Source organism: Methylophaga thalassica, from assembly GCF_030159795.1.
In the GTDB taxonomy this organism is placed as follows: Bacteria; Pseudomonadota; Gammaproteobacteria; order Nitrosococcales; family Methylophagaceae; genus Methylophaga; species Methylophaga thalassica.
Genome location: NZ_BSND01000003.1, coordinates 18,652 through 38,800, shown reverse-complemented (window position 1 = coordinate 38,800; position 20,149 = coordinate 18,652). Strand labels below are relative to the sequence as shown.

25 protein-coding genes are annotated in these 20,149 nt (G+C 44.1%); 8 read left to right on the top strand and 17 right to left on the bottom strand.

The features are described 5' to 3' along the window. Window positions 1–49: 49 nt before the first annotated feature. A complete protein-coding gene (locus tag QQL60_RS00250) occupies window positions 50–433 on the top strand; it encodes a PilZ domain-containing protein (protein WP_007146020.1) in 384 nt (127 codons plus the stop codon). On the opposite strand, the gene radA is transcribed toward QQL60_RS00250, so the two are convergent. The 9 genes from radA to QQL60_RS00205 form a co-directional block, all read right to left on the bottom strand. After that, on the bottom strand, window positions 430–1,824 hold the full coding sequence (gene radA / locus QQL60_RS00245) for a DNA repair protein RadA (protein ID WP_284722059.1): 1,395 nt from the start codon (window positions 1,822–1,824) through the stop codon (window positions 430–432). The two genes, QQL60_RS00250 and radA, sit on opposite strands and share 4 nt — an antisense overlap. Further along, complete coding sequence (gene alr / locus QQL60_RS00240; protein WP_284722058.1) at window positions 1,817–2,902, bottom strand: alanine racemase; 1,086 nt, start codon at window positions 2,900–2,902, stop codon at window positions 1,817–1,819. The genes radA and alr overlap by 8 nt, the downstream gene beginning before the upstream one ends. A gap of 2 nt (window positions 2,903–2,904) precedes the next feature. Further along, a complete protein-coding gene (dnaB, locus tag QQL60_RS00235) occupies window positions 2,905–4,326 on the bottom strand; it encodes a replicative DNA helicase (protein ID WP_284722057.1) in 1,422 nt (473 codons plus the stop codon). Window positions 4,327–4,427: 101 nt separating this feature from the next. Continuing rightward, window positions 4,428–4,976: a 50S ribosomal protein L9 gene (gene rplI, locus QQL60_RS00230; protein ID WP_007146024.1), complete on the bottom strand. Its 549-nt coding sequence runs from the start codon at window positions 4,974–4,976 to the stop codon at window positions 4,428–4,430. 37 nt (window positions 4,977–5,013) lie between these two features. Beyond that, window positions 5,014–5,940, bottom strand: coding sequence for a YybS family protein (locus tag QQL60_RS00225; protein WP_284722056.1), 927 nt, complete (start codon window positions 5,938–5,940; stop codon window positions 5,014–5,016). A gap of 34 nt (window positions 5,941–5,974) precedes the next feature. Then, window positions 5,975–6,202 carry a 30S ribosomal protein S18 gene (gene rpsR / locus QQL60_RS00220; RefSeq protein ID WP_007146026.1) on the bottom strand — a complete coding sequence of 76 codons (228 nt, stop codon included), beginning with the start codon at window positions 6,200–6,202 and terminating at the stop codon, window positions 5,975–5,977. Window positions 6,203–6,232: 30 nt separating this feature from the next. Next, complete coding sequence (gene rpsF, locus QQL60_RS00215; RefSeq protein ID WP_007146027.1) at window positions 6,233–6,571, bottom strand: 30S ribosomal protein S6; 339 nt, start codon at window positions 6,569–6,571, stop codon at window positions 6,233–6,235. A 117-nt stretch (window positions 6,572–6,688) separates the two neighbouring features. Then, complete coding sequence (gene rlmB, locus QQL60_RS00210; RefSeq protein ID WP_284722055.1) at window positions 6,689–7,492, bottom strand: 23S rRNA (guanosine(2251)-2'-O)-methyltransferase RlmB; 804 nt, start codon at window positions 7,490–7,492, stop codon at window positions 6,689–6,691. Continuing rightward, window positions 7,455–8,129, bottom strand: a complete 675-nt coding sequence (locus tag QQL60_RS00205) for a YiaD family glycine zipper/OmpA-like lipoprotein (protein ID WP_284450424.1) — start codon at window positions 8,127–8,129, stop codon at window positions 7,455–7,457. The genes rlmB and QQL60_RS00205 overlap by 38 nt, the downstream gene beginning before the upstream one ends. A 93-nt stretch (window positions 8,130–8,222) precedes the next feature. Between QQL60_RS00205 and moaB the strand changes: the two genes are divergently transcribed. Genes moaB through QQL60_RS00180 form a run of 5 tightly spaced genes read left to right on the top strand, consistent with a single transcriptional unit; the run spans window position 8,223 to window position 12,023 of the window. Continuing rightward, on the top strand, window positions 8,223–8,738 hold the full coding sequence (gene moaB, locus QQL60_RS00200; protein ID WP_007146030.1) for a molybdenum cofactor biosynthesis protein B: 516 nt from the start codon (window positions 8,223–8,225) through the stop codon (window positions 8,736–8,738). After that, a complete protein-coding gene (locus QQL60_RS00195) occupies window positions 8,738–8,989 on the top strand; it encodes a glutaredoxin family protein (protein WP_007146031.1) in 252 nt (83 codons plus the stop codon). Before moaB ends, QQL60_RS00195 begins: the two co-directional genes overlap by 1 nt. 51 nt (window positions 8,990–9,040) lie before the next feature. Next, window positions 9,041–9,931 carry an alpha/beta fold hydrolase gene (locus tag QQL60_RS00190; protein ID WP_284722054.1) on the top strand — a complete coding sequence of 297 codons (891 nt, stop codon included), beginning with the start codon at window positions 9,041–9,043 and terminating at the stop codon, window positions 9,929–9,931. 43 nt (window positions 9,932–9,974) lie between these two features. Then, the gene (rnd, locus tag QQL60_RS00185; protein ID WP_284722053.1) at window positions 9,975–11,120 is read left to right on the top strand and encodes a ribonuclease D; all 1,146 of its coding nucleotides are present in this window, start codon (window positions 9,975–9,977) and stop codon (window positions 11,118–11,120) included. Between the two features lie 3 nt (window positions 11,121–11,123). Further along, window positions 11,124–12,023 (top strand): carbohydrate kinase family protein, encoded by a 900-nt coding sequence (locus tag QQL60_RS00180; protein WP_284722052.1) that lies wholly within the window; start codon window positions 11,124–11,126, stop codon window positions 12,021–12,023. A 28-nt stretch (window positions 12,024–12,051) separates the two neighbouring features. On the opposite strand, the gene QQL60_RS00175 is transcribed toward QQL60_RS00180, so the two are convergent. From QQL60_RS00175 to QQL60_RS00145, 7 genes are all read right to left on the bottom strand, one after another. Further along, the gene (locus QQL60_RS00175; RefSeq protein ID WP_273182717.1) at window positions 12,052–12,537 is read right to left on the bottom strand and encodes a phosphatidylglycerophosphatase A family protein; all 486 of its coding nucleotides are present in this window, start codon (window positions 12,535–12,537) and stop codon (window positions 12,052–12,054) included. Further along, a complete protein-coding gene (gene thiL / locus QQL60_RS00170; protein WP_284722051.1) occupies window positions 12,521–13,489 on the bottom strand; it encodes a thiamine-phosphate kinase in 969 nt (322 codons plus the stop codon). The genes QQL60_RS00175 and thiL overlap by 17 nt, the downstream gene beginning before the upstream one ends. A 58-nt stretch (window positions 13,490–13,547) precedes the next feature. Beyond that, on the bottom strand, window positions 13,548–14,000 hold the full coding sequence (gene nusB / locus QQL60_RS00165) for a transcription antitermination factor NusB (protein ID WP_007146037.1): 453 nt from the start codon (window positions 13,998–14,000) through the stop codon (window positions 13,548–13,550). Further along, window positions 14,001–14,147, bottom strand: a complete 147-nt coding sequence (locus tag QQL60_RS00160; RefSeq protein WP_007146038.1) for a hypothetical protein — start codon at window positions 14,145–14,147, stop codon at window positions 14,001–14,003. A 73-nt stretch (window positions 14,148–14,220) separates the two neighbouring features. Next, window positions 14,221–15,093 (bottom strand): symmetrical bis(5'-nucleosyl)-tetraphosphatase, encoded by an 873-nt coding sequence (locus QQL60_RS00155; protein WP_284722050.1) that lies wholly within the window; start codon window positions 15,091–15,093, stop codon window positions 14,221–14,223. Window positions 15,094–15,111: 18 nt separating this feature from the next. Further along, window positions 15,112–15,591: a DUF934 domain-containing protein gene (locus tag QQL60_RS00150; RefSeq protein WP_284722049.1), complete on the bottom strand. Its 480-nt coding sequence runs from the start codon at window positions 15,589–15,591 to the stop codon at window positions 15,112–15,114. Beyond that, the gene (locus QQL60_RS00145; RefSeq protein ID WP_284722048.1) at window positions 15,578–17,230 is read right to left on the bottom strand and encodes a nitrite/sulfite reductase; all 1,653 of its coding nucleotides are present in this window, start codon (window positions 17,228–17,230) and stop codon (window positions 15,578–15,580) included. The genes QQL60_RS00150 and QQL60_RS00145 overlap by 14 nt, the downstream gene beginning before the upstream one ends. Window positions 17,231–17,538: 308 nt before the next feature. Here QQL60_RS00145 and QQL60_RS00140 point away from each other — a divergent pair, with 308 nt between their 5' ends. Together QQL60_RS00140 and QQL60_RS00135 are read left to right on the top strand one after the other, a co-directional pair. Further along, window positions 17,539–17,982: a DUF3465 domain-containing protein gene (locus QQL60_RS00140; protein WP_273182721.1), complete on the top strand. Its 444-nt coding sequence runs from the start codon at window positions 17,539–17,541 to the stop codon at window positions 17,980–17,982. Then, window positions 17,982–18,518: a DNA-deoxyinosine glycosylase gene (locus QQL60_RS00135; protein ID WP_284722047.1), complete on the top strand. Its 537-nt coding sequence runs from the start codon at window positions 17,982–17,984 to the stop codon at window positions 18,516–18,518. The genes QQL60_RS00140 and QQL60_RS00135 overlap by 1 nt, the downstream gene beginning before the upstream one ends. A 40-nt stretch (window positions 18,519–18,558) precedes the next feature. Here the strand turns inward: QQL60_RS00135 and QQL60_RS00130 are convergent, their stop codons facing one another. Continuing rightward, window positions 18,559–20,007, bottom strand: coding sequence for a catalase (locus QQL60_RS00130; RefSeq protein WP_284722046.1), 1,449 nt, complete (start codon window positions 20,005–20,007; stop codon window positions 18,559–18,561). Window positions 20,008–20,149: the final 142 nt, after the last annotated feature.

The window sequence follows — 20,149 nt, the reverse complement described above, 5'->3', positions numbered from 1 at the left end:
CCTCATACAAAAACAATGATAGTATCAGTTTATATTCAAGGGGGTATTTATGACCGATTCAACCGCTCAGGATAGACGCCGTTTCAGCCGCATACCTTTTGATGCTGTTGCCCACATCAACACTGAAAATGGTGATTTATTTCTCAATTGCCAAATCATTGATATTTCATTAAAAGGTCTATTAGTTCATAAACCAGGACAGTGGCAATCTGAGATTGGCGATAAATGTCGTCTCGACTTATTACTGGATAATGCCCAAGTCATTATCGAGATGGAAACCGTAATAGCCCATATCGATGATGAACAGATCGGTTTTGACTGCGAACATATCGGTTTAGATAGCATCACACACTTAAAACGCCTGATTGAGCTGAATCTGGGTGATGAAGCCATTCTCCACAGGGAATTATCAGCTCTGATTGATCAGCATTAAGCAGTGATATCCCGGAGTATATTAATCACTTCTGACAAGTGTTTTACCGCATGCACCTTCATACCCTTCAAGTCTTTTCGTGGCGCATTTGCTGCTGGCACAATCGCATGAGTAAAACCATGTTTATTTGCATCTTTAATGCGTTCTTCGCCGGCCTGCACAGGTCGAATTTCCCCGGTCAGTCCGACCTCACCAAATAATACCCAGTCTCTGGGTAGTGGTTTATTACGCAGGCTGGAAATAATCGCAGCTAATACCGCCAAGTCAGCCCCAGTCTCACTCAGTTTTACACCACCGACAACGTTAATAAATACATCCTGATCATGACAGGTAATTCCACCATGTCGATGCAAAATAGCCAGCAACATGGCTAAGCGATTTTGCTCAAGCCCCACCGTCACCCGTCTTGGGTTTCCGAGAGGACTACTATCAACCAAGGCTTGCACCTCAACTAACATCGGTCGGCTGCCTTCTCGTATCACTGTGACAATACTGCCTGGTACCGACTCCTCACCCCGAGACAGGAAAATGGCCGACGGGTTACTCACTTCTTTGAGTCCCAGTTCCGTCATACCAAATACACCGAGCTCATTGACTGCACCAAAACGATTTTTTACGGCACGGAGAATTCGAAATCGCGTTGAGGTGTCTCCTTCAAAATACAGTACCGTGTCGACCATGTGCTCAAGTACCCGAGGTCCGGCTAATGCACCTTGTTTTGTCACGTGACCAACGAGAATCATTGTCGTACCACTAGATTTCGCAAACCGAACCAGCTGTGCAGCACTTTCACGCACCTGTGCCACAGTTCCAGGTGCCGACTGTAATAACTCGGTGAACACGGTTTGAATAGAATCAATCACCATCACCTGAGGTTTACGGTTTTTAGCTACCTGAATCATCTGTTCTGCGTGAGTTTCAGCTAATAGATCGACCGGTGCCTGCTCTAACTGTAAACGCTCAGCACGTAGCCTGATTTGCTGTAGGGATTCTTCGCCACTGATATAGAGAGGACTGATACCACTGCTGTCAGCCATCGTCGCCATGGCTTGCAATAATAGTGTCGACTTACCAATCCCGGGATCACCACCAATTAAGACGACTGAACCGGTGACTAATCCACCGCCGAGCACACGATCAAGTTCTGGTAAACCTGTAGTCCAACGTACAGCCTGTTCTGATGTGACGTCTCCCAGCGCCTGCACTTCACTTTTTTGCTCACCAGCATAGCCTGAATGCTTACTGATTGTGGCTTGTGCGGTTGAAGACGCACTGGAATAAATCTCTTCTTCCAGACTATTCCACGCTCCACAGTCAGAGCATCGTCCCGCCCACTGTGGTGTTTGCGCGCCACACTCTTTGCAAACATAGACCTTTTTGACTTTAGCCATCTTTCACATCCCTGTTAACGCGTTTACTCAAGACAGTGACGAGTTCATAAGGAATGGTGCCAGCATAGTTGGCAATCTCTTCCACCATCAACTCTGAACGTCCCCATAACAACACTTCATCACCGACATTTGCCTGAATACAATCCGTCAGATTGATACAAATCGTATCCATGGAAATACGTCCAATCACCGGACAGCGTTGACCTTGAATAACCACTTCAGACTGGTTAGACAAATGACGACTATAACCATCACCATATCCAATACTGGCGACACCAATGCGGGAAGGTTGCTTCGCCGTCCAGTCGCCACCATAACCAACCTGTTCACCTGTATTGAGGTCATAAGTTGAAATCAACCGTGTGGTTAACTGCATCACTGGCAGTAAGCCATGTTCAGCAGACGTCGTTTCTGCAAATGGAGAAATACCATACAACATTAAACCGGGACGAACCCAGTCCAAGTGTGACTCGGGATATGCTAACACTGCAGCAGAATTAGACAAACACACTGGCAAGCCCGTTTTTTCTTTCAGACTGAGCATGTGTTCAAGTTGATGTTGATTACGGATGTCACCAACAAGATCAGAGTTTGCAAAATGACTCATCAAGCCGAACTCATCATTCATATTGCCTGATACTTTTAAACGGCTAAGGGCCGTTTCAATATCCTCTGGTCGAATGCCAAGCCGGTGCATGCCACTATCAACCATGATCCAATTAAAACGCAAAGGCTGAATCAAGGTGATTGAACTCAATAAATCGACTTGAGAACTGAGATGTATCACTGGCGATAAATTGAACTCTGCTGCAAGCTGAAAATCATCAGCCGTATTAACGCCTTCAAGAATAACGATCGGGAGTGTCACACCGTGGTCTCGAAGCGATACCGCCTCTGACAGTCGTGCCACAGCAAAAGCATCACTTTGCTTTAAGGCTTCTGCTACGGCTATCACACCATGGCCATAGGCATCGGCTTTAATAACCGACATAACCTTACTCTTGGGTGCATAGTGTTTTACCCGTGCAAAGTTATGCTGTAAGGCACTAATAGAAATAGTCGCAGTGGGGAAAGTCAATGTTACTCCTCGCCGTAGCTCGGATAATTATCCTGATCTTCGTAATAACTTGGGGCAAAATTCTCAAATCGTGTGTACTTGCCCTGGAATGTTAACGCCACGGTACCAATAGGACCATTACGCTGTTTACCAATGATAATTTCGGCTTTACCTTTATCAGGTGAATCTGAATTGTAGACTTCATCCCTATAAATAAAGACGATGAGATCCGCATCCTGCTCAATCGCACCCGATTCACGCAAATCAGACATTACCGGACGTTTATTTGGACGTTGTTCAAGACTTCGGTTTAACTGGGATAAGGCAATCACCGGTACTTCCAGTTCTTTACCCAGTGCTTTTAATGATCGCGATATTTCAGAAATCTCGGTAGCTCTGTTTTCATTGGCTTTACCGGCGTTACCCTGCATTAATTGCAGATAGTCAATCACGATTAAACTTAGACCATGCTCACGTTTAAGACGTCTAGCACGGGCACGTAATTCTGTTGGACTTAACGCAGGAGTGTCATCTATAAATAACGGCGCTTCATTAAGCAAAGCTATCGCTGATGTTAACCGAGGCCAATCATCATCATTTAATTTACCCGTACGTAAGCGATGCTGATCGATTCGGCCCAATGAAGACAGCATACGCATGGCCAACGCATCTGCAGGCATCTCCATACTGAACACCGCTACAGGTTGTTTACTGTGTATGGCACCATTTTCGGCAATATTCATTGCGAAGGTGGTTTTACCCATTGATGGGCGACCAGCAACAATCACCAAATCGGCCGGTTGCAAACCTGAGGTTTGCTCATCAAAGTCAATGAATCCGGTCGGTAAGCCGGTAATAGCACTGTCTTGCTCAAACAGGCTGTCAATTCTGTCGACCACTTTACTCAATACATCTTTTACCTGAATAAAGCCACCACCACGTTTTGCGCCTTTTTCAGCAATCTCAAAAACATGACGCTCAGCAATATCGAGCATATCTTCTTTGCTCATGCCTTCAGGCTTAAACGCCATATTGGCAATGCTATTGCCGACTTTGATTAATTGACGAAGAATAGCCCGTTCGCGCACGATTTCAGCATACGCGGCAATATTCGCTGCACTTGGGGTATTGCGTGCCAACATACCCAGATAGGCCAGTTCGCCAACTTGGTCTAACTCACCACGCTTATCATGCCATTCAGCCAGTGTAATCACATCAACAGGCTGTGAATGCTCCATTAACTGAGCAATCGCACGATAAATTAATTGATGGTCATGACGATAGAAATCTTGCTCAACCAGGAGATCGGCCACTTGTTCCCAGGCAGAATTGTCGAGCATTAATCCGCCAAGCACTGACTGCTCAGCTTCGATGGAATGAGGCGGCACCTTCAGTGCTTCAGTGGCAGAATCCTTAAATGAATCAAAATAATTTAAGTCTTCCACAGTGTTAATAGCCTCTATTTAACTAAGAAACAATTCTCATAAATGAGATGATGACAAAAAAAATGGAGGCTGGGCAGTAAGCTCAGCCTCCATACTTTTTATTACGCTTCTTCTTGAGCTTTAGCAATCGCTTCAGCTTCTTCTAAAGCTGCTTCTCTTGCTTTTTTCGCTTCTTCAGCTTCCGCTTTTGCTTGCAGTTCAGCTTCTGAGCTTACATTGACTTTAACGACTTCAATAACATCAGCATGTAATTGAATATCAATGTTGTATTCGCCTGTATGACGTAATGGACCTGTCGGTAAGCGAACTTCATTACGGTCAATATCAGCACCGGCTGCATTTAATGCATCAGCGATGTCTGCAGCAGTGATTGAGCCGAATAGTTTACCCTCAACACCAGCATTAGCCATAATGTTAAGAGAACCAGCTGCAACCAGTTTCGCTTTACGCGCTTCAGCTTCAGCTAATAACTTCGCTGCTGCCGCTTCCAGATCCGCACGACGTGCTTCAAACTTTTCTCTGTTTTGCTTAGTTGCAGGTAACGCTTTACCTTTAGGTACTAAGAAGTTACGTCCAAAACCAGACTTAACATTGACTTCATCGCCCAGATTACCAAGCTTTTGAACTTTTTCTAGCAATATAACTTGCATCGTTCTACCCTCATTCGCAATCAAATCGATTGCTTATTCAAATACCCGTACCACTCTTTTTAGAGCGATCACGTAAATTAAACCACTGATCTAATACACCCAGGCTGGCTAGTATCATTACCATTTGTGGCAGCATAATGACGAGTAAAACATAGACAGTCACTAACCATGCTTTACTTTTTTGCTTTATCGCCACCATCGCATGCACGATAGCCAAACCTTGAACACCAAACACTACCAGCATCACTGGTAAACAATCTATCAACCATGGCACATAGCTACCAATAGAGGTAAGTGCCAAAATGATAAGTAGCCCGGTAAAAACGGCAGGCGCTTTACCCAAGCGTAACTGTTTAAACTCTGCACCAAATGCTCCTGGATTATAGAGTTCAGACTGCCAGGCACGTCCAATAATGATGCCTAAAATCGCATTAAGACAAACACCAGCGGCAACCAGACCGGTCATTAAACCAGATAATCTCATCGCCACCTGTTCGGTCTGTGTTGCATTTAATTGCCAACTAGGCTGTTCACTCAGATTATCGATGAATGGTTTTAACATCTGTTGCCACCAAGATGCTGTATCTGGAATAAACAGATGCAGCATCAGTACAACCAGAATGCCTAAACCACTCGCCGTTAATAAAGACAATGCAAATGAACGAGTATAACCAAGCGCCAGAGTTACCAGGTAAACCGGCAACCAACTGGTTAGCAAAACCAAACCCGCAATCCACAACTGCCCCACTAAGAAACCAGCAAGCAAAGCAAACACAACTAACGTTGCCAGAATAACGCTCACGCCTTCACGTGGGCCCATTCTCAAAGTCGTCAACGAAATCACACCACTAGACAAATAGTTTAGTGGCGGAAAGATTATCGCCAGAGCTGACAACACCGCTGTTGTTGCTGCCGCTTTCCAGCGACCTTGCATAGCGTAAGAGGCAATAACTTTAAACAGCATAACTGATACGTTTAAGTGCTTAGATCAAGACAAATTATTTATGCATGTCGCAATATGGCAACAATGCCAGGAAACGCGCACGCTTCACACAAGTTGAAAGCTGACGCTGGTAGCGCGCTTTAGTACCTGTGATACGGCTTGGTACGATTTTTCCTGTTTCAGTGATGTAGTTTTTTAACAAATTTACATCTTTATAATCGATTTGTTTAATGCCTTCGGCAGTAAAGCGACAAAATTTTCTACGTCTAAAAAAACGTGCCATTATGAATTCTCCTAAAAGTCTGCAGCAGTATTAAGCTGATTTTTTCTCGTCTTCTTTTTGCATCATAGGTGAAGCTTCAGTAACCGCTTCTTCCATGTTAACAACCAGATGACGAATAACAGCATCGTTGAAACGGAATGCAGTAGTTACTTCATTCAACTGTTCAACACCACATTCAACGTTCATAAGAACATAATGTGCTTTGTGTACTTTATTGATTGGGTATGCAAGTTGACGGCGGCCCCAATCTTCCAAACGATGGACTTGACCACCTTCGCTTGTCAGTGTTTGGGTATAACGCTCGATCATGCCAGGCACTTGTTCACTCTGATCAGGGTGGACCAGAAACACGATTTCGTAATGTCTCATTTGAGCTCCTCACGGTTTAAACAGCTTTATGGTCTTAGCCATAAAGCAAGGAGTTTTGCTTAACTGACGAATCAGAATTTAAAGCAATCTGACATTTTACTTGAATTCAGGTACTTATCACAAGCTGCGTTGACGAAATGCTTCAAACAGGCACACGCCTGCGGCTACTGAAACATTCAAGCTTTCGGCTTCGCCTTGCATAGGTATAAACACCACTTCATCACAATTTTCACGAGTCAAGTGGCGGATACCTTTACCTTCAGCACCAAGCACGATTGCCATCGGCCCAGTCAGTTTGGTTTGATACAGACTGGTTTCGCTATCACCCGAGGTACCAATTAACCAAACACCTCTTTGCTGCAACTCTCGCATCAAACGCGCAATATTCGTCACTTGGGCAAAAGGTAAGCGCTCTGCTGAGCCACTGGATATCTTAATCGCCGTTGCAGTTAAGCCAGAAGCACGATCCTTGGGAGCAATAACAGCATGAGCTCCTGAAGCTTCAGCTGTACGTAAACATGCGCCTAGATTGTGAGGGTCTTGAACACCGTCCAGAATCAACAATAAAGGCGGCTCATTCAGATTGTCTAAAAGATCGAATAACCCTTTCTCATCCAGACTTTCCAGAGGCCGACATTTAGCGACACAGCCTTGGTGCTGAACATCAGGAGCAATCTTATCGAGGGTTTCACGTTCAGAAAAGTGAATAACCACACCTTGCTCATTTGCCGCAGCAAGGACATTCTCAACACGGTTATCCTGTCTCTCGGCTGCCAGCCATATTTCTTTCACACGGCTGACAGGTACTTCCAGAGCGGCCTGCACAGCATGCAGGCCAAAAATGACATCGGGATCAATCGGTGCGTGATGGGCTGTTTTCGTTTTACGGCGTTTGATAGGCTTCAGACTCTTGTCCTTCAATAACAGGTTTAACAAACAGTTCGACACGACGATTTAATTGTCGGCCAGCTTCAGTATCGTTAGTTGCACGCGGATCACTTTCACCTTTGCCAATAGCGTATAAACGACTGGAAGACACGCCTCTGGAGGATAAATAATCAACAACAGATTGCGCTCTTCGCTCTGATAGCTTCATATTGTAGCTTTCTGAACCTACGCTGTCTGTATAACCAACTACATGAATAATGGTATTAGGATAACGTTGTAAGATATCAGCGACTTTATTCAGTGTCGGTGTAAAAGCCGATTTTAATGAAGCACTGTCAAAATCAAATGACACTTCACTGGCAATATCAATTTTGAGTGTTTCATTTTCTAATTGCTGAATTTTTAATTCATTGCGTGCACGCTCATCAGCTAAAGCCGCTTCCATTTCTTGCTGCTGTTTATCCATGTAGTGTCCGACACCACCACCAGCCAGCGCACCCACAGCCGCGCCAGCGAGAACACCACCAGCTCCGTCATCGACTGCATAACCCAGTAGAGCGCCAGCCGCAGCGCCTATCGCCGCACCTGTTTTCGTTTTCTGGTTAGGATCGTCAGCAGCACAGCCACTCAAGGCCGCTGCAATCAGTGAAACCAAGACAATTTTCTTCATCTAATTTTCTCCTAGGGTTTTAATCGATTCTAGACCGTAGACTGGTTGCTCATTATACTGGTTCCGCAAATATCATTTTAAAGCAGGTACCAGATGGGCTCAGAATTTATTCCTGTCAACATTGCTATTTTGACAATATCCGATACACGCACTAAAGACAACGATGCCTCAGGCGACGTGCTGCAAGATAAAGCTACAGCGGATGGTCATAGCGTGAGTCATCGTGACATTGTGGCTGATGATACCTACCGGATAAGGGCGGTTATTTCACAATGGTTAATCAATGACGACATTGATGTCATCATTACTACAGGTGGAACAGGCCTGACCGGTCGGGATGGTACTCCAGAAGCCGTCAAAGTATTATTCGATAAAGAAATTGAAGGCTTCGGCGAGTTATTTCGTGCTCGTTCTTATGATGTTATCAAAACATCGACAGTTCAAAGTCGAGCTATCGCAGGCCTAGCCAATGGTAAATTTATTTTTTGCCTGCCCGGTTCTAAAGGTGCCTGTATTACTGGCTGGGATGAAATACTCCATGACCAGTTAAATGCCACGCACAAGCCCTGCAACTTTATTGACCTGATTCCGCGTTTATTAGAAAAATAATGGTCATTCATCTTTATACCACGGCTGGTTGTCACTTATGTGAGCAAGCTCAAGAGCTCTTACACGCGTCGTCACAGGCATATGCAATCGATATCAAGCTTATCGAAATCGGTGATGATGATAAGCTTGTTGAAGAATTCGGAGTACATATTCCGGTTGTCGAATTTCCAGACAAACAACAACTTTTCTGGCCATTTGATTTGACACAACTCAATCAAAAAATCCAAGAGCAAACAGTTTCTTACACGTAAACTTCACATCGCTAAAACTATGCTCCGGTAAGATTCATCTTGGAGCATGTGATGTCTGTAAATTCCATATCCACTGTTATTTTTTTGTGCCTATTTCTTAGTTCTGCCTATGCCAGCGAATATCCTAAGGCACCTGGCGTCCGTTATGATGTAGGTGGATACAAACTTCATATGCTATGCAAAGGTCACGGACAGCCCGTCGTTATTATCGATACTGGTCTTGGTGATGACTCCACAGCCTGGTTTAATATTCAAAATAACATTGCCAAACACACACGTACCTGTGTGTATGACAGAGCGGGTTATGGCTGGAGTGATGCAGGACCTCAACCTCGTACCAGTGTCCGTATTGCAAATGAATTAGAAACCCTGATCCATAAAGCAAAGCTAGATGGTCCATTCATTTTGGTTGGACATTCGTTTGGTGGCTATAACATGCGAGTATTCGCGGCTAGTCACCCTGAAGAAGTGACTGGTATTGTGTTAGTAGACGCTTCACATGAAAATCAGTATGAAAAGTTAAATATTAAGCTACCGCAAAATTACGATCGTAAACGAAATATCATCATTCTTCCCAAACCTTCGGGTACGCCACTGAACGCCGAACAATCTATGCTCAAAGAACGGGCAATTAACGCTGCTCGAACTGAAATATCCTCACTTTATCAAAGTGCTTTACAAGTTAAACATCTCAGACATCTGCCAAATGTGCCATTAGTCGTTATCAGCCGTGGCCAGAGTGAATGGCAAGGCCAAAAAGATGCTGAAAATCGTGAAAAAATCTGGGTTCATCTCCAACAAGACTTATGGAAACTCACCTCCCATAGCCAGCATTTGTTTGCTTTTCACAGTGGTCATGATATCCATCTTCATCAACCTGACATTATTGTAAATGCTGTTTTAGATATGGTGTCAACACATCAGGGTCAGGTTATGCATTGAACAAGAAACTGGCTATACTGTGTTCCTTTTTTAAAGACACAGCATGACTATTCAGTTTGTAAATACAGAAGCCGGTCTCAATACACTCTGCCAACAGCTAGCAGACAGTGAATGGCTGGCAGTGGATACCGAATTCCATCGCGAAAAGACCTATTTCCCGCAGTTATGTTTAATTCAGGTTGCCAGCAATGATGTCATCGCTTGTGTTGATCCATTGGCTATTAGTGATTTATCCCCCTTGATGGCGTTGTTTTACTCTGAAAACATCACCATTGTGTTTCATGCTGCCAGACAAGATTTAGAATTATTTTTCTTAATGAAAAATGCACTCCCGCCCAAAGTCTTTGATACACAATTGGCCGCAACAGTCCTAGGCTACGGCGATCAAATAGGTTATGGCAATTTGGTTAAACAATGTCTCGGTGTTGAGCTTGATAAAGGTCAGGCAAGAACAGACTGGCGCCAACGACCTCTATCAGAAGCACAGGTCGACTATGCCGCTGATGATGTCAGATATCTTCGACAACTCTATCTTCAACTTGTAGATGAACTTAATCGAACAGGTCGGGTGGAGTGGCTGAGTGATGACTTTGCGGCATTAACTGCAAAAGAAACTTATCAAGAAGATCCACAACAAAGTTGGCTGAGAGTGAAAGGCGCAGGACGCTTAAAAAGTCAGCAATTAGTGATCTTGCAAGAACTCGGTGCCTGGCGTGAGAAACGAGCCATTGAGCTTGATTTACCTCGTCGCTGGATTTTGAAAGATGATGTGATGCTGGACTTAGCTCGCTTCACGCCAATGACGCTCGATGCAATGAAAAAAATTCGTGGCCTAGAAGCGCGTGATATAGACCGGTATGGCAACACCATCATCAAAGTCATCACCGCAGCAAAAGATATTCCGAAAGAAAAGTGGCCTGTATTGAAACGACCTTCAGCGCTTAGTAATCAGCAAGAAGCACTGATTGATGCGTTGATGGCATTATTAAGAAAAAGTTGTGATGAACAATCCATCACCCCTTCTGCAGTGGCTACACGTAAAGATATTGAATCATTGGTGCGGGGCCAGGATTGTGCTTTATTACATGGCTGGCGCTATAAAATTATTGGGCATACCTTGCATGCATTCATGCGAGGAAAAATCAGTATTCAGGCCCACCCTACCCATCTAGAAATAAAGGAAAGTTAAGTTATGTCAGTGCTTATTTGTGGCTCATTCGCTTTCGACAATATTATGGTTTTTCCTGATAAGTTTAAAAACCACATATTGCCGGACAAAGTGCACATGTTAAATGTGGCCTTTCTGGTGCCAGAGTTACGTCGTGAGTTTGGTGGCTGTGCTGGTAATATTGCCTATAACCTGAAACTACTTGGTGACAACCCTGTGCCAATGGGTACGGTAGGAACTGACTTTGCGCCATATGCAGAATGGATGGATGCGAAAAATATTAAACGTGATCATGTCCATGTTAAACAAGGTCATTACACGGCTCAGGCCTTTATCACCACCGATAAGGATGATAATCAGATTACAGCTTTCCACCCCGGAGCCATGAACCTGGCACATGAAACACCTATCAGTGAAGCCAAAGATATTAAACTGGCTATCATTGCTCCAGATGGTCGTGATGGCATGATTCAACATGCTGAACAATTAAAATCAGCCGGTATTCCTTTTATTTTCGACCCAGGTCAGGGCTTACCGATGTTTAATGGTGATGAATTGATGGCCTTTGCTGAACAAGCCAGTTATATCGCTTTAAATGATTATGAAACACAATTATTCATGGACCGTACAGGGCTTCCTGAAGAAGAAATCGCTCGTCATGTTGAGGCATTGATTATCACCCGTGGCGCCGAAGGCTCTTACATCTATACTGAAGGTAAGCGCATTGATATTGCGTGTCAGAAAGCGGCTCAGGTTGTTGACCCAACAGGTTGCGGTGATGCTTATCGTGCTGGCCTGTTACACGGTATTTTGCATGGTAAAGATTGGCAAGAAACCGGCAGAATTGCTTCTACCCTTGGGGCTTTAAAAATTGCCCATCACGGTACACAAAATCACTCGATTGATGCCGCTTCTATCCTGTAGAGAAAGATAAATATTGGTTATCGTCGGATTAGACAAAATACGCAATAAGCTGAAGTATCAGCAAAGCGTATAATCCGGCGATAACATCATCTAACATCACACCAAAACCGCCATGCAGTCTTTTATCAGCCAGACTGACTGGCCAGGGTTTCAAAATATCGAATACCCGGAATAGAACGAATCCCAACAAAATCCATAACCAGCCACTCGGGGCTGCAATCATAGTGATGAGAAACCCAACAATTTCATCCCAGACAATAGCGGAGGGATCATCCTGTTGTAACCAGTCGACTGTTTTCTGACAAAACCAGATGCCTAGGAAAAAAAATACAACCGTCAGCAAGAGATAACTCGCCATAGGTAAGGACTGCATCAAATAGAAAACAGGGATAGCCGCCAAAGTGCCAAATGTCCCGGGCGCCTTAGGTGCAAGACCTGAACCAAACCCATAAGCTAAAAATGCCGTTGGTCTTTCTAATAATTGTTTAAAGGTCACTTTAGGCAAAATGGTCATATCCTTTGCTAGTGATATCTAATATCGAGGGTTTCCCATCGTCATCGAGCAGAACAATGGCCTGTTCATCGATAATTTCACCAATTTGTTGAATATCCAGATTTAATGCTTCAACGGCAGCCACTTGATCTGCCGCCACGGTAAAGCAGAGTTCATAATCGTCACCTGAACTCAGTGCAAACTTTAGCGCTTGTTGTCTATCGATTTTTTGTAGGCTGGAAGATAAGGGAATAGCACCGAGATTAATTCTGGCTCCCTTACCACTCGTCTCCAGAATATGACCAAGATCAGCTAATAAACCGTCAGAAATATCAATTGCTGCGTGAGTAAAAGGTAAGATTTTTTGTGAAATCGCCAGTCTTGGGCTTGGTTGCTCAAGCCGTTTATTGAGGAATAGCCAATCTTGTTCTGTCAGTTCTGAGGGTTGCCATGATGATAGACGTTTTTGTAAAGCTGCCCCGGCATCACCCAGTGTTCCGCTGACATAAATCTTATCGGATAACTTTGCTTGACTGCGTCGTAGCTGCGTGCCTTTTTTCACCAGCCCATGAACCTGAATACTGATGGTCAGAGGCCCTTTCGTGGTATCACCGCCCACAAGTTGAATATTATGCTGGCTAGCTAATGCAGCCATGCCTTCAGCAAAAGCCGATAACCAGTTTTCATCCAGTTCAGGTAATGTTAACGCGAGTGTAAACCAGGCTGGTGTTGCTCCCATCGCTGCCAAATCACTTAAGCCCACAGCAAGTGATTTATGACCCAGTGTAAACGGATCTACATCGGCAAAAAAATGAACGCCTGAAACTAAGGTATCAATGGAAATAGCAATATCACTGTCTTCAGGACAGGACAAGACAGCACAATCATCTCCAATATCAACAATGACATCCTGGCGTTTTTGCGTTGCATCAGCAAAATACTGTTTTATCAGAGAGAACTCGTTTAAAGCCACACAGAAACCTTATAGTAATCAAGGCCTGAATCCTGCAGGATTCAGGCCTTGAGCTTAATTATTTCTTTTGACGTGCAGCTTTTGCTGCCTGATGTTCATGCGTGCGCAGACGCGCGCCCATTTTATCTAATACACCGTTGACGTATTTATGGCCTTGTTCACCACCAAATGATTTGGCTAATTCAACAGCTTCATTGAGCACAACGCGGTAAGGTATTTCCGGCAAATGCATAAATTCAAACACGGCTAAACGTAAAACCGACACTTCAACAGGGTCAATTTTGTCCAGGTCACGATCAATCACTTTGGTGAGCTCAGCGTCAATTTCGCCCTGATACTTGAGCGTACCATCGATTAACGTCACAAAATATTTCTTATCAATCTTGTCAGCATATTCGGCGGTAACAAACTCAAGTGTATCTTTTTGTGGTGCTTCACCATTGACTTGAGCCTGATAGAGCGCTTGTACAGCCGCTCGGCGTGCTTTTGTTCTGGGTAATCCCGTGGCCATTTATTTGCCAGCCTCAATTTGTTTTAAACCATTAACCATTTCAATCACTCCAGTGGCTGCCTTAGCAACGCTGAAAAGGTGAGTGTCAGTCCCCATCTCCTCGCCTTTCGCAAATACGTCAGCGGAATAGCTCGTGACATCACTCATTATTTTTAATCCAGAAATTAATCAATATGAAATATATTGTACTCATTTTCACAGAGCAGTGGCGAACCAATACCTACAGCCAACGTCTCCGCTTTTTATCCGACTTTTTTTTAGGGAAAGGTAAACTAGCCGCATCAGCTTCAACCGTTATCCATTCATATGGCTCTTGATCAATCCGGACTGCCGTCAGTGTTTCTCCCCACACAGCGCCACTGTCTAATGAAAACACATTGCCATAACGACCCACCCCCAGGGTAGACCAATGCCCAAACACAATACGGTCATTGGCTGTTAACCGATTGGGCATTTCAAACCAGGGACGTTGATGCAGCGGTTTATCTTCCGGTGCCCCTTTAAACTTTAAGGCGATTCGGCCATCTTCATGACAATAACGCAGCCGGGTAAAACAATTGGTAATGAAGCGTAATCTGTCCCAACCTCTCAGCTCCGGTGTCCAGCGTTTAGGTTTATTACCATACATATGCTGAAAAAAATCGCGCCAGTTATCACTCTTTAATACGGTTTCAACTTCTGCCGCGCGCGCCAGTGATTCCTTTACTGACCATTCGGCCGGAATACCCGCATGTACCATACTAAAATCAATAGCGGGATCGTGATAAAACAAGGGCTGTTGTCTTAACCAATCGATAAGCTCATCTCTGTCAGGTGCTGAGAGGATTTGCTCAATCGTGTCCAGATGGTGTTGATACTCAATCACACCGGCAGCATTAGCCAGTAAATGCAGGTCGTGATTTCCTAAAACGGCGACACAACTATTGCCCAGCTGTTTTGCCAATCTCAAGACTTCAGCGGATTTAGGCCCTCGGTTGACAAGATCACCAGCCAACCATATCTGATCATCAGCTGGATCGAACTGAATTCGATCCAGCATTTTGACTAACTCATCGTAACAGCCCTGAACATCACCAATCGCATATACAGCCATATAGACGAGAACTGAAACCTAACGACGACGATAGAGCGGTTCAGGACGCAACACTGTGGCTTGATAACTTTCACTAAAGTCATCAAAAGCGGTCAATGCCTTGTCGATGCGATTTGGATTCGCCAGTTCAAAACTATTAATTCCGCACTGTGACATATAAAACAGCTGATCATGTAATACATCACCTTGTGCACGGATTTCAGCTTTAAAGCCATAACGCTCACGTAATAAACGAGCGAAGGAATAACAGCGTCCGTCTGTAAACGCAGGGAAAACCAACACAATTAACGAAAAATGAATCAAATCCGGAACTACTTCTTCCAGAGGGTCATCACCACTTAAACGTAAACCCAGTTCACCTTTATGCTTGACCAGTGTTTCATGTTGTTCCTGCCAACGAGCTAAGGAGACGGTAATATTGCCAGCAACCAGATCTGCATCATCATCCAGATGTGTCCAATTATCTTCGACGATTTCACGATCTTTAATTATCTGCATATACACGCTCCTTGAATGGATCAACACCTAAACGACGGACAGTGGCCAGGAATGACTCATCCTCATGGCGTAAATCAACATAAGCATCCAGTAAATGACCCACAGTATCAACGACTTCTTCTTTAGGAATAGCCTTACCTAAACGTTCACCTAATGATGCATCAGCTTCTGAACTGCCACCAAGCGTGAATTGATACCACTCTTCACCTTTTTTATCGACACCCAGGATACCGATATGACCAACACTTTGATGAGCACATCCATTCATGCAGCCTGAGAACTTGATCTTGATATCACCCAAATCATACAGATAATCCAGATCTCCAAACCGTTCCGCGATCTGTTTCGATAGAGGAATTGATTTAGCATTCGCCAGACCGCAATAGTCCAGGCCTGGGCAGCAAATAATGTCAGTGAGTGTATTAATATTTGGCGTTGCCAGATTATCTGCTTCGAGTCTTAACCATAACGCATACAAATCTGCTTGTTTTACATCAGCAAAAACCAGGTTTTGGTTATGGGTTGAACGAACTTCACCGAAGCTGAATTCATCAGCCAGATCCGCAATCACTTCAAGCTGGTCAGATGTGACATCACCCGGCGCAATACCCGGCGCTTTCAGTGAGACATAAACGGCACGATAACCAGGCTGTTTATGAGCAAACGTATTTTGTTTAGCCCAACGTGCAAACGCCTTATCTTCCGCCAGTGCTTTTTCATAGCTTTCATCTGCAGCCGCGTCAGCTTCATATTCAGGTTCAGTGAAATAAGACTTAACACGGTCAATTTCTTTCTGATTCAATTCAAGCTGGTCACGGATTTGCACCCATTCGGCTTCAACCAATTCACGAATATGATTAATGCCGTGCTCACGAACAGTAATCTTGATACGCGCTTTGTATTTATTATCACGACGGCCCAATCGGTTATAAACACGCAAGATAGCTTCCAGATAAGACAGCAGATCTTTTTTCTCAAGAAACGGTCTAATTTGCTGACCAATGATTGGAGTACGTCCCAAACCACCGCCAACTAACACTTCGAAACCAATTTCACCTTCATGATTTTTGACTAAATGTAAGCCGATATCATGTAGTTTTGTCGCAGCACGATCTTCTTCAGAACCGATGACCGCAATTTTGAATTTACGCGGTAAATAGGCAAACTCTGGATGAAAGGTTGACCATTGACGAATAATTTCTGCCCATGGACGTGGATCTTCAATCTCATTGGCATTGATACCCGCAAACTGATCAGACGTTGTATTACGAATACAGTTACCACTACTTTGAATGGCATGCATCTGTACAGTAGCCAGTTCAGCAAGGATATCTGGCACATCTTCTAACTTCGGCCAGTTCATTTGGAAATTCTGACGCGTAGTGAAGTGAACAAACCCTTTATCGTAACGGCGTGAGACTTCCGCGATTTTACGAACTTGTTTGGATGACATCAGTCCATAAGGAATAGCAACACGCAACATAGGTGCATGTATCTGAATATATAAACCATTCATCAGTCGTAAAGGACGGAACTGCTCTTCGGTCAGCTCACCCGCCAAGAAACGACGTGTTTGATCACGGAACTGTGCGACCCGCTGCTCAACCATCGTTTGATCATACTTATCGTATTGATACATTTAAGCTCTCTAAACTCTTAATACCGGACTCGCTATTATAACGCTGGCGATATATAACAGGAAATTATAAATACCAATATCTATATTAGTTAATTGACTAATACCCCGTCATCTCTATGGTTTAATCCGACCATAAAATATCGTTTTATCGCTAGTGATTGCTGTCAGTTTTAATTGTGCGCGTCACTTAACGGGCGAATCTCAGTTTTAATCACTCCTGAGTCAATCTGTTTTGCTGTTCTCACTGCTCTCTATAATTCACTGTAAACTGGTTATACTGAATATATTTTTTGATCAGGAAATCTTGCATGTCTAAAGCAAGTCGACAAAAACAACGTTTATGGCTGGTGATCGCTTTTGGCTTTCTGATTTGGGGAGCCAGTCATTATCAGCCACACAATAAAAATGTTAACAGTCCTGAAGCCACATCGATTTCGTCACTTTACCAACAGCAAAAAAGTGATGTTCTGGTTGAAGTCAGTGGCGTCGTTAGTCGCATTCTCCCAGACGATACTAAAGGCAGTCGTCATCAGCGTTTTATTATCACGCTGCCGGATAAGCTGACGGTCCTGATTGCTCATAATATTGATCTGGCACCACGTATTGACGCTCTGAAAGTCGGCGATGAAGTACATGTTTTTGGTGAATATGAGTGGAATGACAAAGGCGGTGTCATTCATTGGACTCATCATGATCCTGACAATAAACATCCTCATGGCTGGATACGCTACAAGGGTCAGTTGTATCAATAATGTCAGCTCATGAATCTCGCTGTTACAGCTTTCCACCGATCGCCAAGCCTTCAGCTGAAATTCTCATTCTCGGTTCTATGCCGGGATTAGAATCACTTCGGCAACAGCAATATTATGCTCATCCACGCAATGCTTTCTGGTCAATTATGCAAAGTCTGTTTGCTATTGAAAAAAGCTGGCCATATCAGCAACGTTGTGAACTGCTGACGCAACATCGCGTAGCAGTGTGGGATGTGTTAAAGGCCTGCGACAGATCAGGCAGCCTGGATAGCAATATTGCGCCTGACTCTATTGAAGCCAACGACTTTAATTCCTTTTTTCAGGCTCATCCCAATATTCAGGCTGTGTTTTTTAATGGTGCTAAAGCAGAACAAATTTATATGAAATACGTTCAGGCGAGCTTAGAAAAACCATGGCAGAACATCACGACATCTCGTCTGCCATCCACCAGTCCTGCTAATGCGGCTATTTCTTTAGAGAAAAAACAGATCATCTGGCGTGAACAACTAAGCAGCATCAAGCAACTTATCCAATAAATAAAGGGGCGTATTTAACGCCCCTTTAGTTTCAGACTATTTAAGCCTGTAGTGCAGCCGCTACTCTGGCAGCATAGTCCGGATCAGCCTTTTCAAACTGAGCTAACATACGTTGTTGAACAGAGGCATCACACTGCCCAAGTCCACCAGCAATATTATTTGCTAATTGTTGTTTTTGATCGTCACTCATAATACGGAACAAATTGCCCGCTTGTGTGTAATGATCCTCTTCATCAGTATCAAAGCGATCCAACCAGGCCCCCGCTTCCACAGGCATCGGAGGTTCTGCCACAGCTTGATCCGGTGCCGGACCATCATCACGATCATTCGGATAAAAGTTTGCACCACTTGTCTGATGATGATGTCCACCCGCCGGGCACAAGCCCGCCATAGCCCCATCACGCTGATAATGATTGACCGGACATTTTGCCGCATTAACAGGTAACTGATTGTAGTTCACCCCCACTCGATAACGATGAGCATCCTGATACGCTAACAGCCTTCCTTGCAACATTTTGTCAGGTGATGAACTAATACCCGGCACAAAGTTACTTGGTGCAAAAGCCGCTTGTTCGGTTTCAGCAAAATAATTATCCACATTACGGTTCAACTCTAGCTGACCCACCTCAATCAGTGGAAATTCATCATGCGGCCATACTTTGGTTAAATCAAACGGATTAACCTCCGCATCACGCGCTTTCTGTTCCGTCATGATCTGCACTTTTGCCGTCCAGCTTGGGAAATCTCCACGGTCAATGGCCTCCACCAAATCCTGTTGTGCCCCATGAGGATCCGCTACTGCCGCTTCTTCTGCTCGTAGCGTTTTGATGCCCTGATTGGTTTTAAAGTGCCATTTAAACCAAAACCGTTCGCCCTTTTCATTCCAGAAGCTATAAGTATGAGAGCTGTACCCATTCATATTACGGTATGAAGCCGGAATCCCCCGATCAGACATCAAAATAGTGACCTGATGTAAGGCCTGAGGATAATTAGCCCAGAACTCATAAGCCATGCGAGGATCTGGCAAGTTGGTACGCGGATTCTTTTTCTGTGAGTGAATAAAGTCCGGAAACTTACTTGGATCACGCAAGAAAAACACTGGAGTATTATTCCCCACCATATCGTAGTTACCTTGCTTGGTATAAAACTTTATGGCAAAGCCACGTGGGTCACGGGCGAAATCATGTGAATCCTGACCACCACCTACTGTCGAGAAACGAATAAACACATCCGTTCTTTTACCTTCATTTTGCAAGAAATCAGCAATGGTAAATTCTTTTAAACTTTTGGTGAGGGTAAAGGTTCCGTAAGCCCCGGTACCACGTGCATGGACCACGCGTTCAGGAATTCTCTCACGGTTGAAGTGAGCCAATTTTTCGAAGGTGTAGTGGTTGTCATAAGTCAAAGGTCCTCTTGGTCCGACACTGATACTGTTATTATCATCAGAGACAGGGGCTCCTGCTGATGTCGTCAAAACTTTTTTAGTCATCATTTATTCCTTGCTGCTGCTAATTATGTTGAGCAAATTCATTGCACACAACAAAGTCTATCCAGCTTAAAACGATTTGTATAATTGTTTATTATGTTCCTATTAATCGACAAAAACGATTTATATATTTTTAACGGACACA

What these genes read in the sequence shown, in the direction of transcription:
- QQL60_RS00195 (WP_007146031.1), top strand. Translation starts at nt 8,738, where the DNA reads ATGGTCATTCATCTTTATACCACGGCTGGTTGTCACTTATGTGAGCAA.
- rpsR (WP_007146026.1), bottom strand. Translation starts at nt 6,202, where the DNA reads ATGGCACGTTTTTTTAGACGTAGAAAATTTTGTCGCTTTACTGCCGAA.
- QQL60_RS00180 (WP_284722052.1), top strand. Translation starts at nt 11,124, where the DNA reads ATGTCAGTGCTTATTTGTGGCTCATTCGCTTTCGACAATATTATGGTT.
- QQL60_RS00135 (WP_284722047.1), top strand. Translation starts at nt 17,982, where the DNA reads ATGTCAGCTCATGAATCTCGCTGTTACAGCTTTCCACCGATCGCCAAG.
- QQL60_RS00250 (WP_007146020.1), top strand. Translation starts at nt 50, where the DNA reads ATGACCGATTCAACCGCTCAGGATAGACGCCGTTTCAGCCGCATACCT.
- QQL60_RS00150 (WP_284722049.1), bottom strand. Translation starts at nt 15,591, where the DNA reads ATGCAGATAATTAAAGATCGTGAAATCGTCGAAGATAATTGGACACAT.
- QQL60_RS00145 (WP_284722048.1), bottom strand. Translation starts at nt 17,230, where the DNA reads ATGTATCAATACGATAAGTATGATCAAACGATGGTTGAGCAGCGGGTC.
- rnd (WP_284722053.1), top strand. Translation starts at nt 9,975, where the DNA reads ATGACTATTCAGTTTGTAAATACAGAAGCCGGTCTCAATACACTCTGC.
- nusB (WP_007146037.1), bottom strand. Translation starts at nt 14,000, where the DNA reads ATGGCCACGGGATTACCCAGAACAAAAGCACGCCGAGCGGCTGTACAA.
- QQL60_RS00225 (WP_284722056.1), bottom strand. Translation starts at nt 5,940, where the DNA reads ATGCTGTTTAAAGTTATTGCCTCTTACGCTATGCAAGGTCGCTGGAAA.
- QQL60_RS00175 (WP_273182717.1), bottom strand. Translation starts at nt 12,537, where the DNA reads ATGACCATTTTGCCTAAAGTGACCTTTAAACAATTATTAGAAAGACCA.
- rpsF (WP_007146027.1), bottom strand. Translation starts at nt 6,571, where the DNA reads ATGAGACATTACGAAATCGTGTTTCTGGTCCACCCTGATCAGAGTGAA.
- moaB (WP_007146030.1), top strand. Translation starts at nt 8,223, where the DNA reads ATGGGCTCAGAATTTATTCCTGTCAACATTGCTATTTTGACAATATCC.
- QQL60_RS00130 (WP_284722046.1), bottom strand. Translation starts at nt 20,007, where the DNA reads ATGACTAAAAAAGTTTTGACGACATCAGCAGGAGCCCCTGTCTCTGAT.
- rplI (WP_007146024.1), bottom strand. Translation starts at nt 4,976, where the DNA reads ATGCAAGTTATATTGCTAGAAAAAGTTCAAAAGCTTGGTAATCTGGGC.
- QQL60_RS00190 (WP_284722054.1), top strand. Translation starts at nt 9,041, where the DNA reads ATGTCTGTAAATTCCATATCCACTGTTATTTTTTTGTGCCTATTTCTT.
- QQL60_RS00205 (WP_284450424.1), bottom strand. Translation starts at nt 8,129, where the DNA reads ATGAAGAAAATTGTCTTGGTTTCACTGATTGCAGCGGCCTTGAGTGGC.
- radA (WP_284722059.1), bottom strand. Translation starts at nt 1,824, where the DNA reads ATGGCTAAAGTCAAAAAGGTCTATGTTTGCAAAGAGTGTGGCGCGCAA.
- QQL60_RS00155 (WP_284722050.1), bottom strand. Translation starts at nt 15,093, where the DNA reads ATGGCTGTATATGCGATTGGTGATGTTCAGGGCTGTTACGATGAGTTA.
- QQL60_RS00160 (WP_007146038.1), bottom strand. Translation starts at nt 14,147, where the DNA reads ATGAGTGATGTCACGAGCTATTCCGCTGACGTATTTGCGAAAGGCGAG.
- QQL60_RS00140 (WP_273182721.1), top strand. Translation starts at nt 17,539, where the DNA reads ATGTCTAAAGCAAGTCGACAAAAACAACGTTTATGGCTGGTGATCGCT.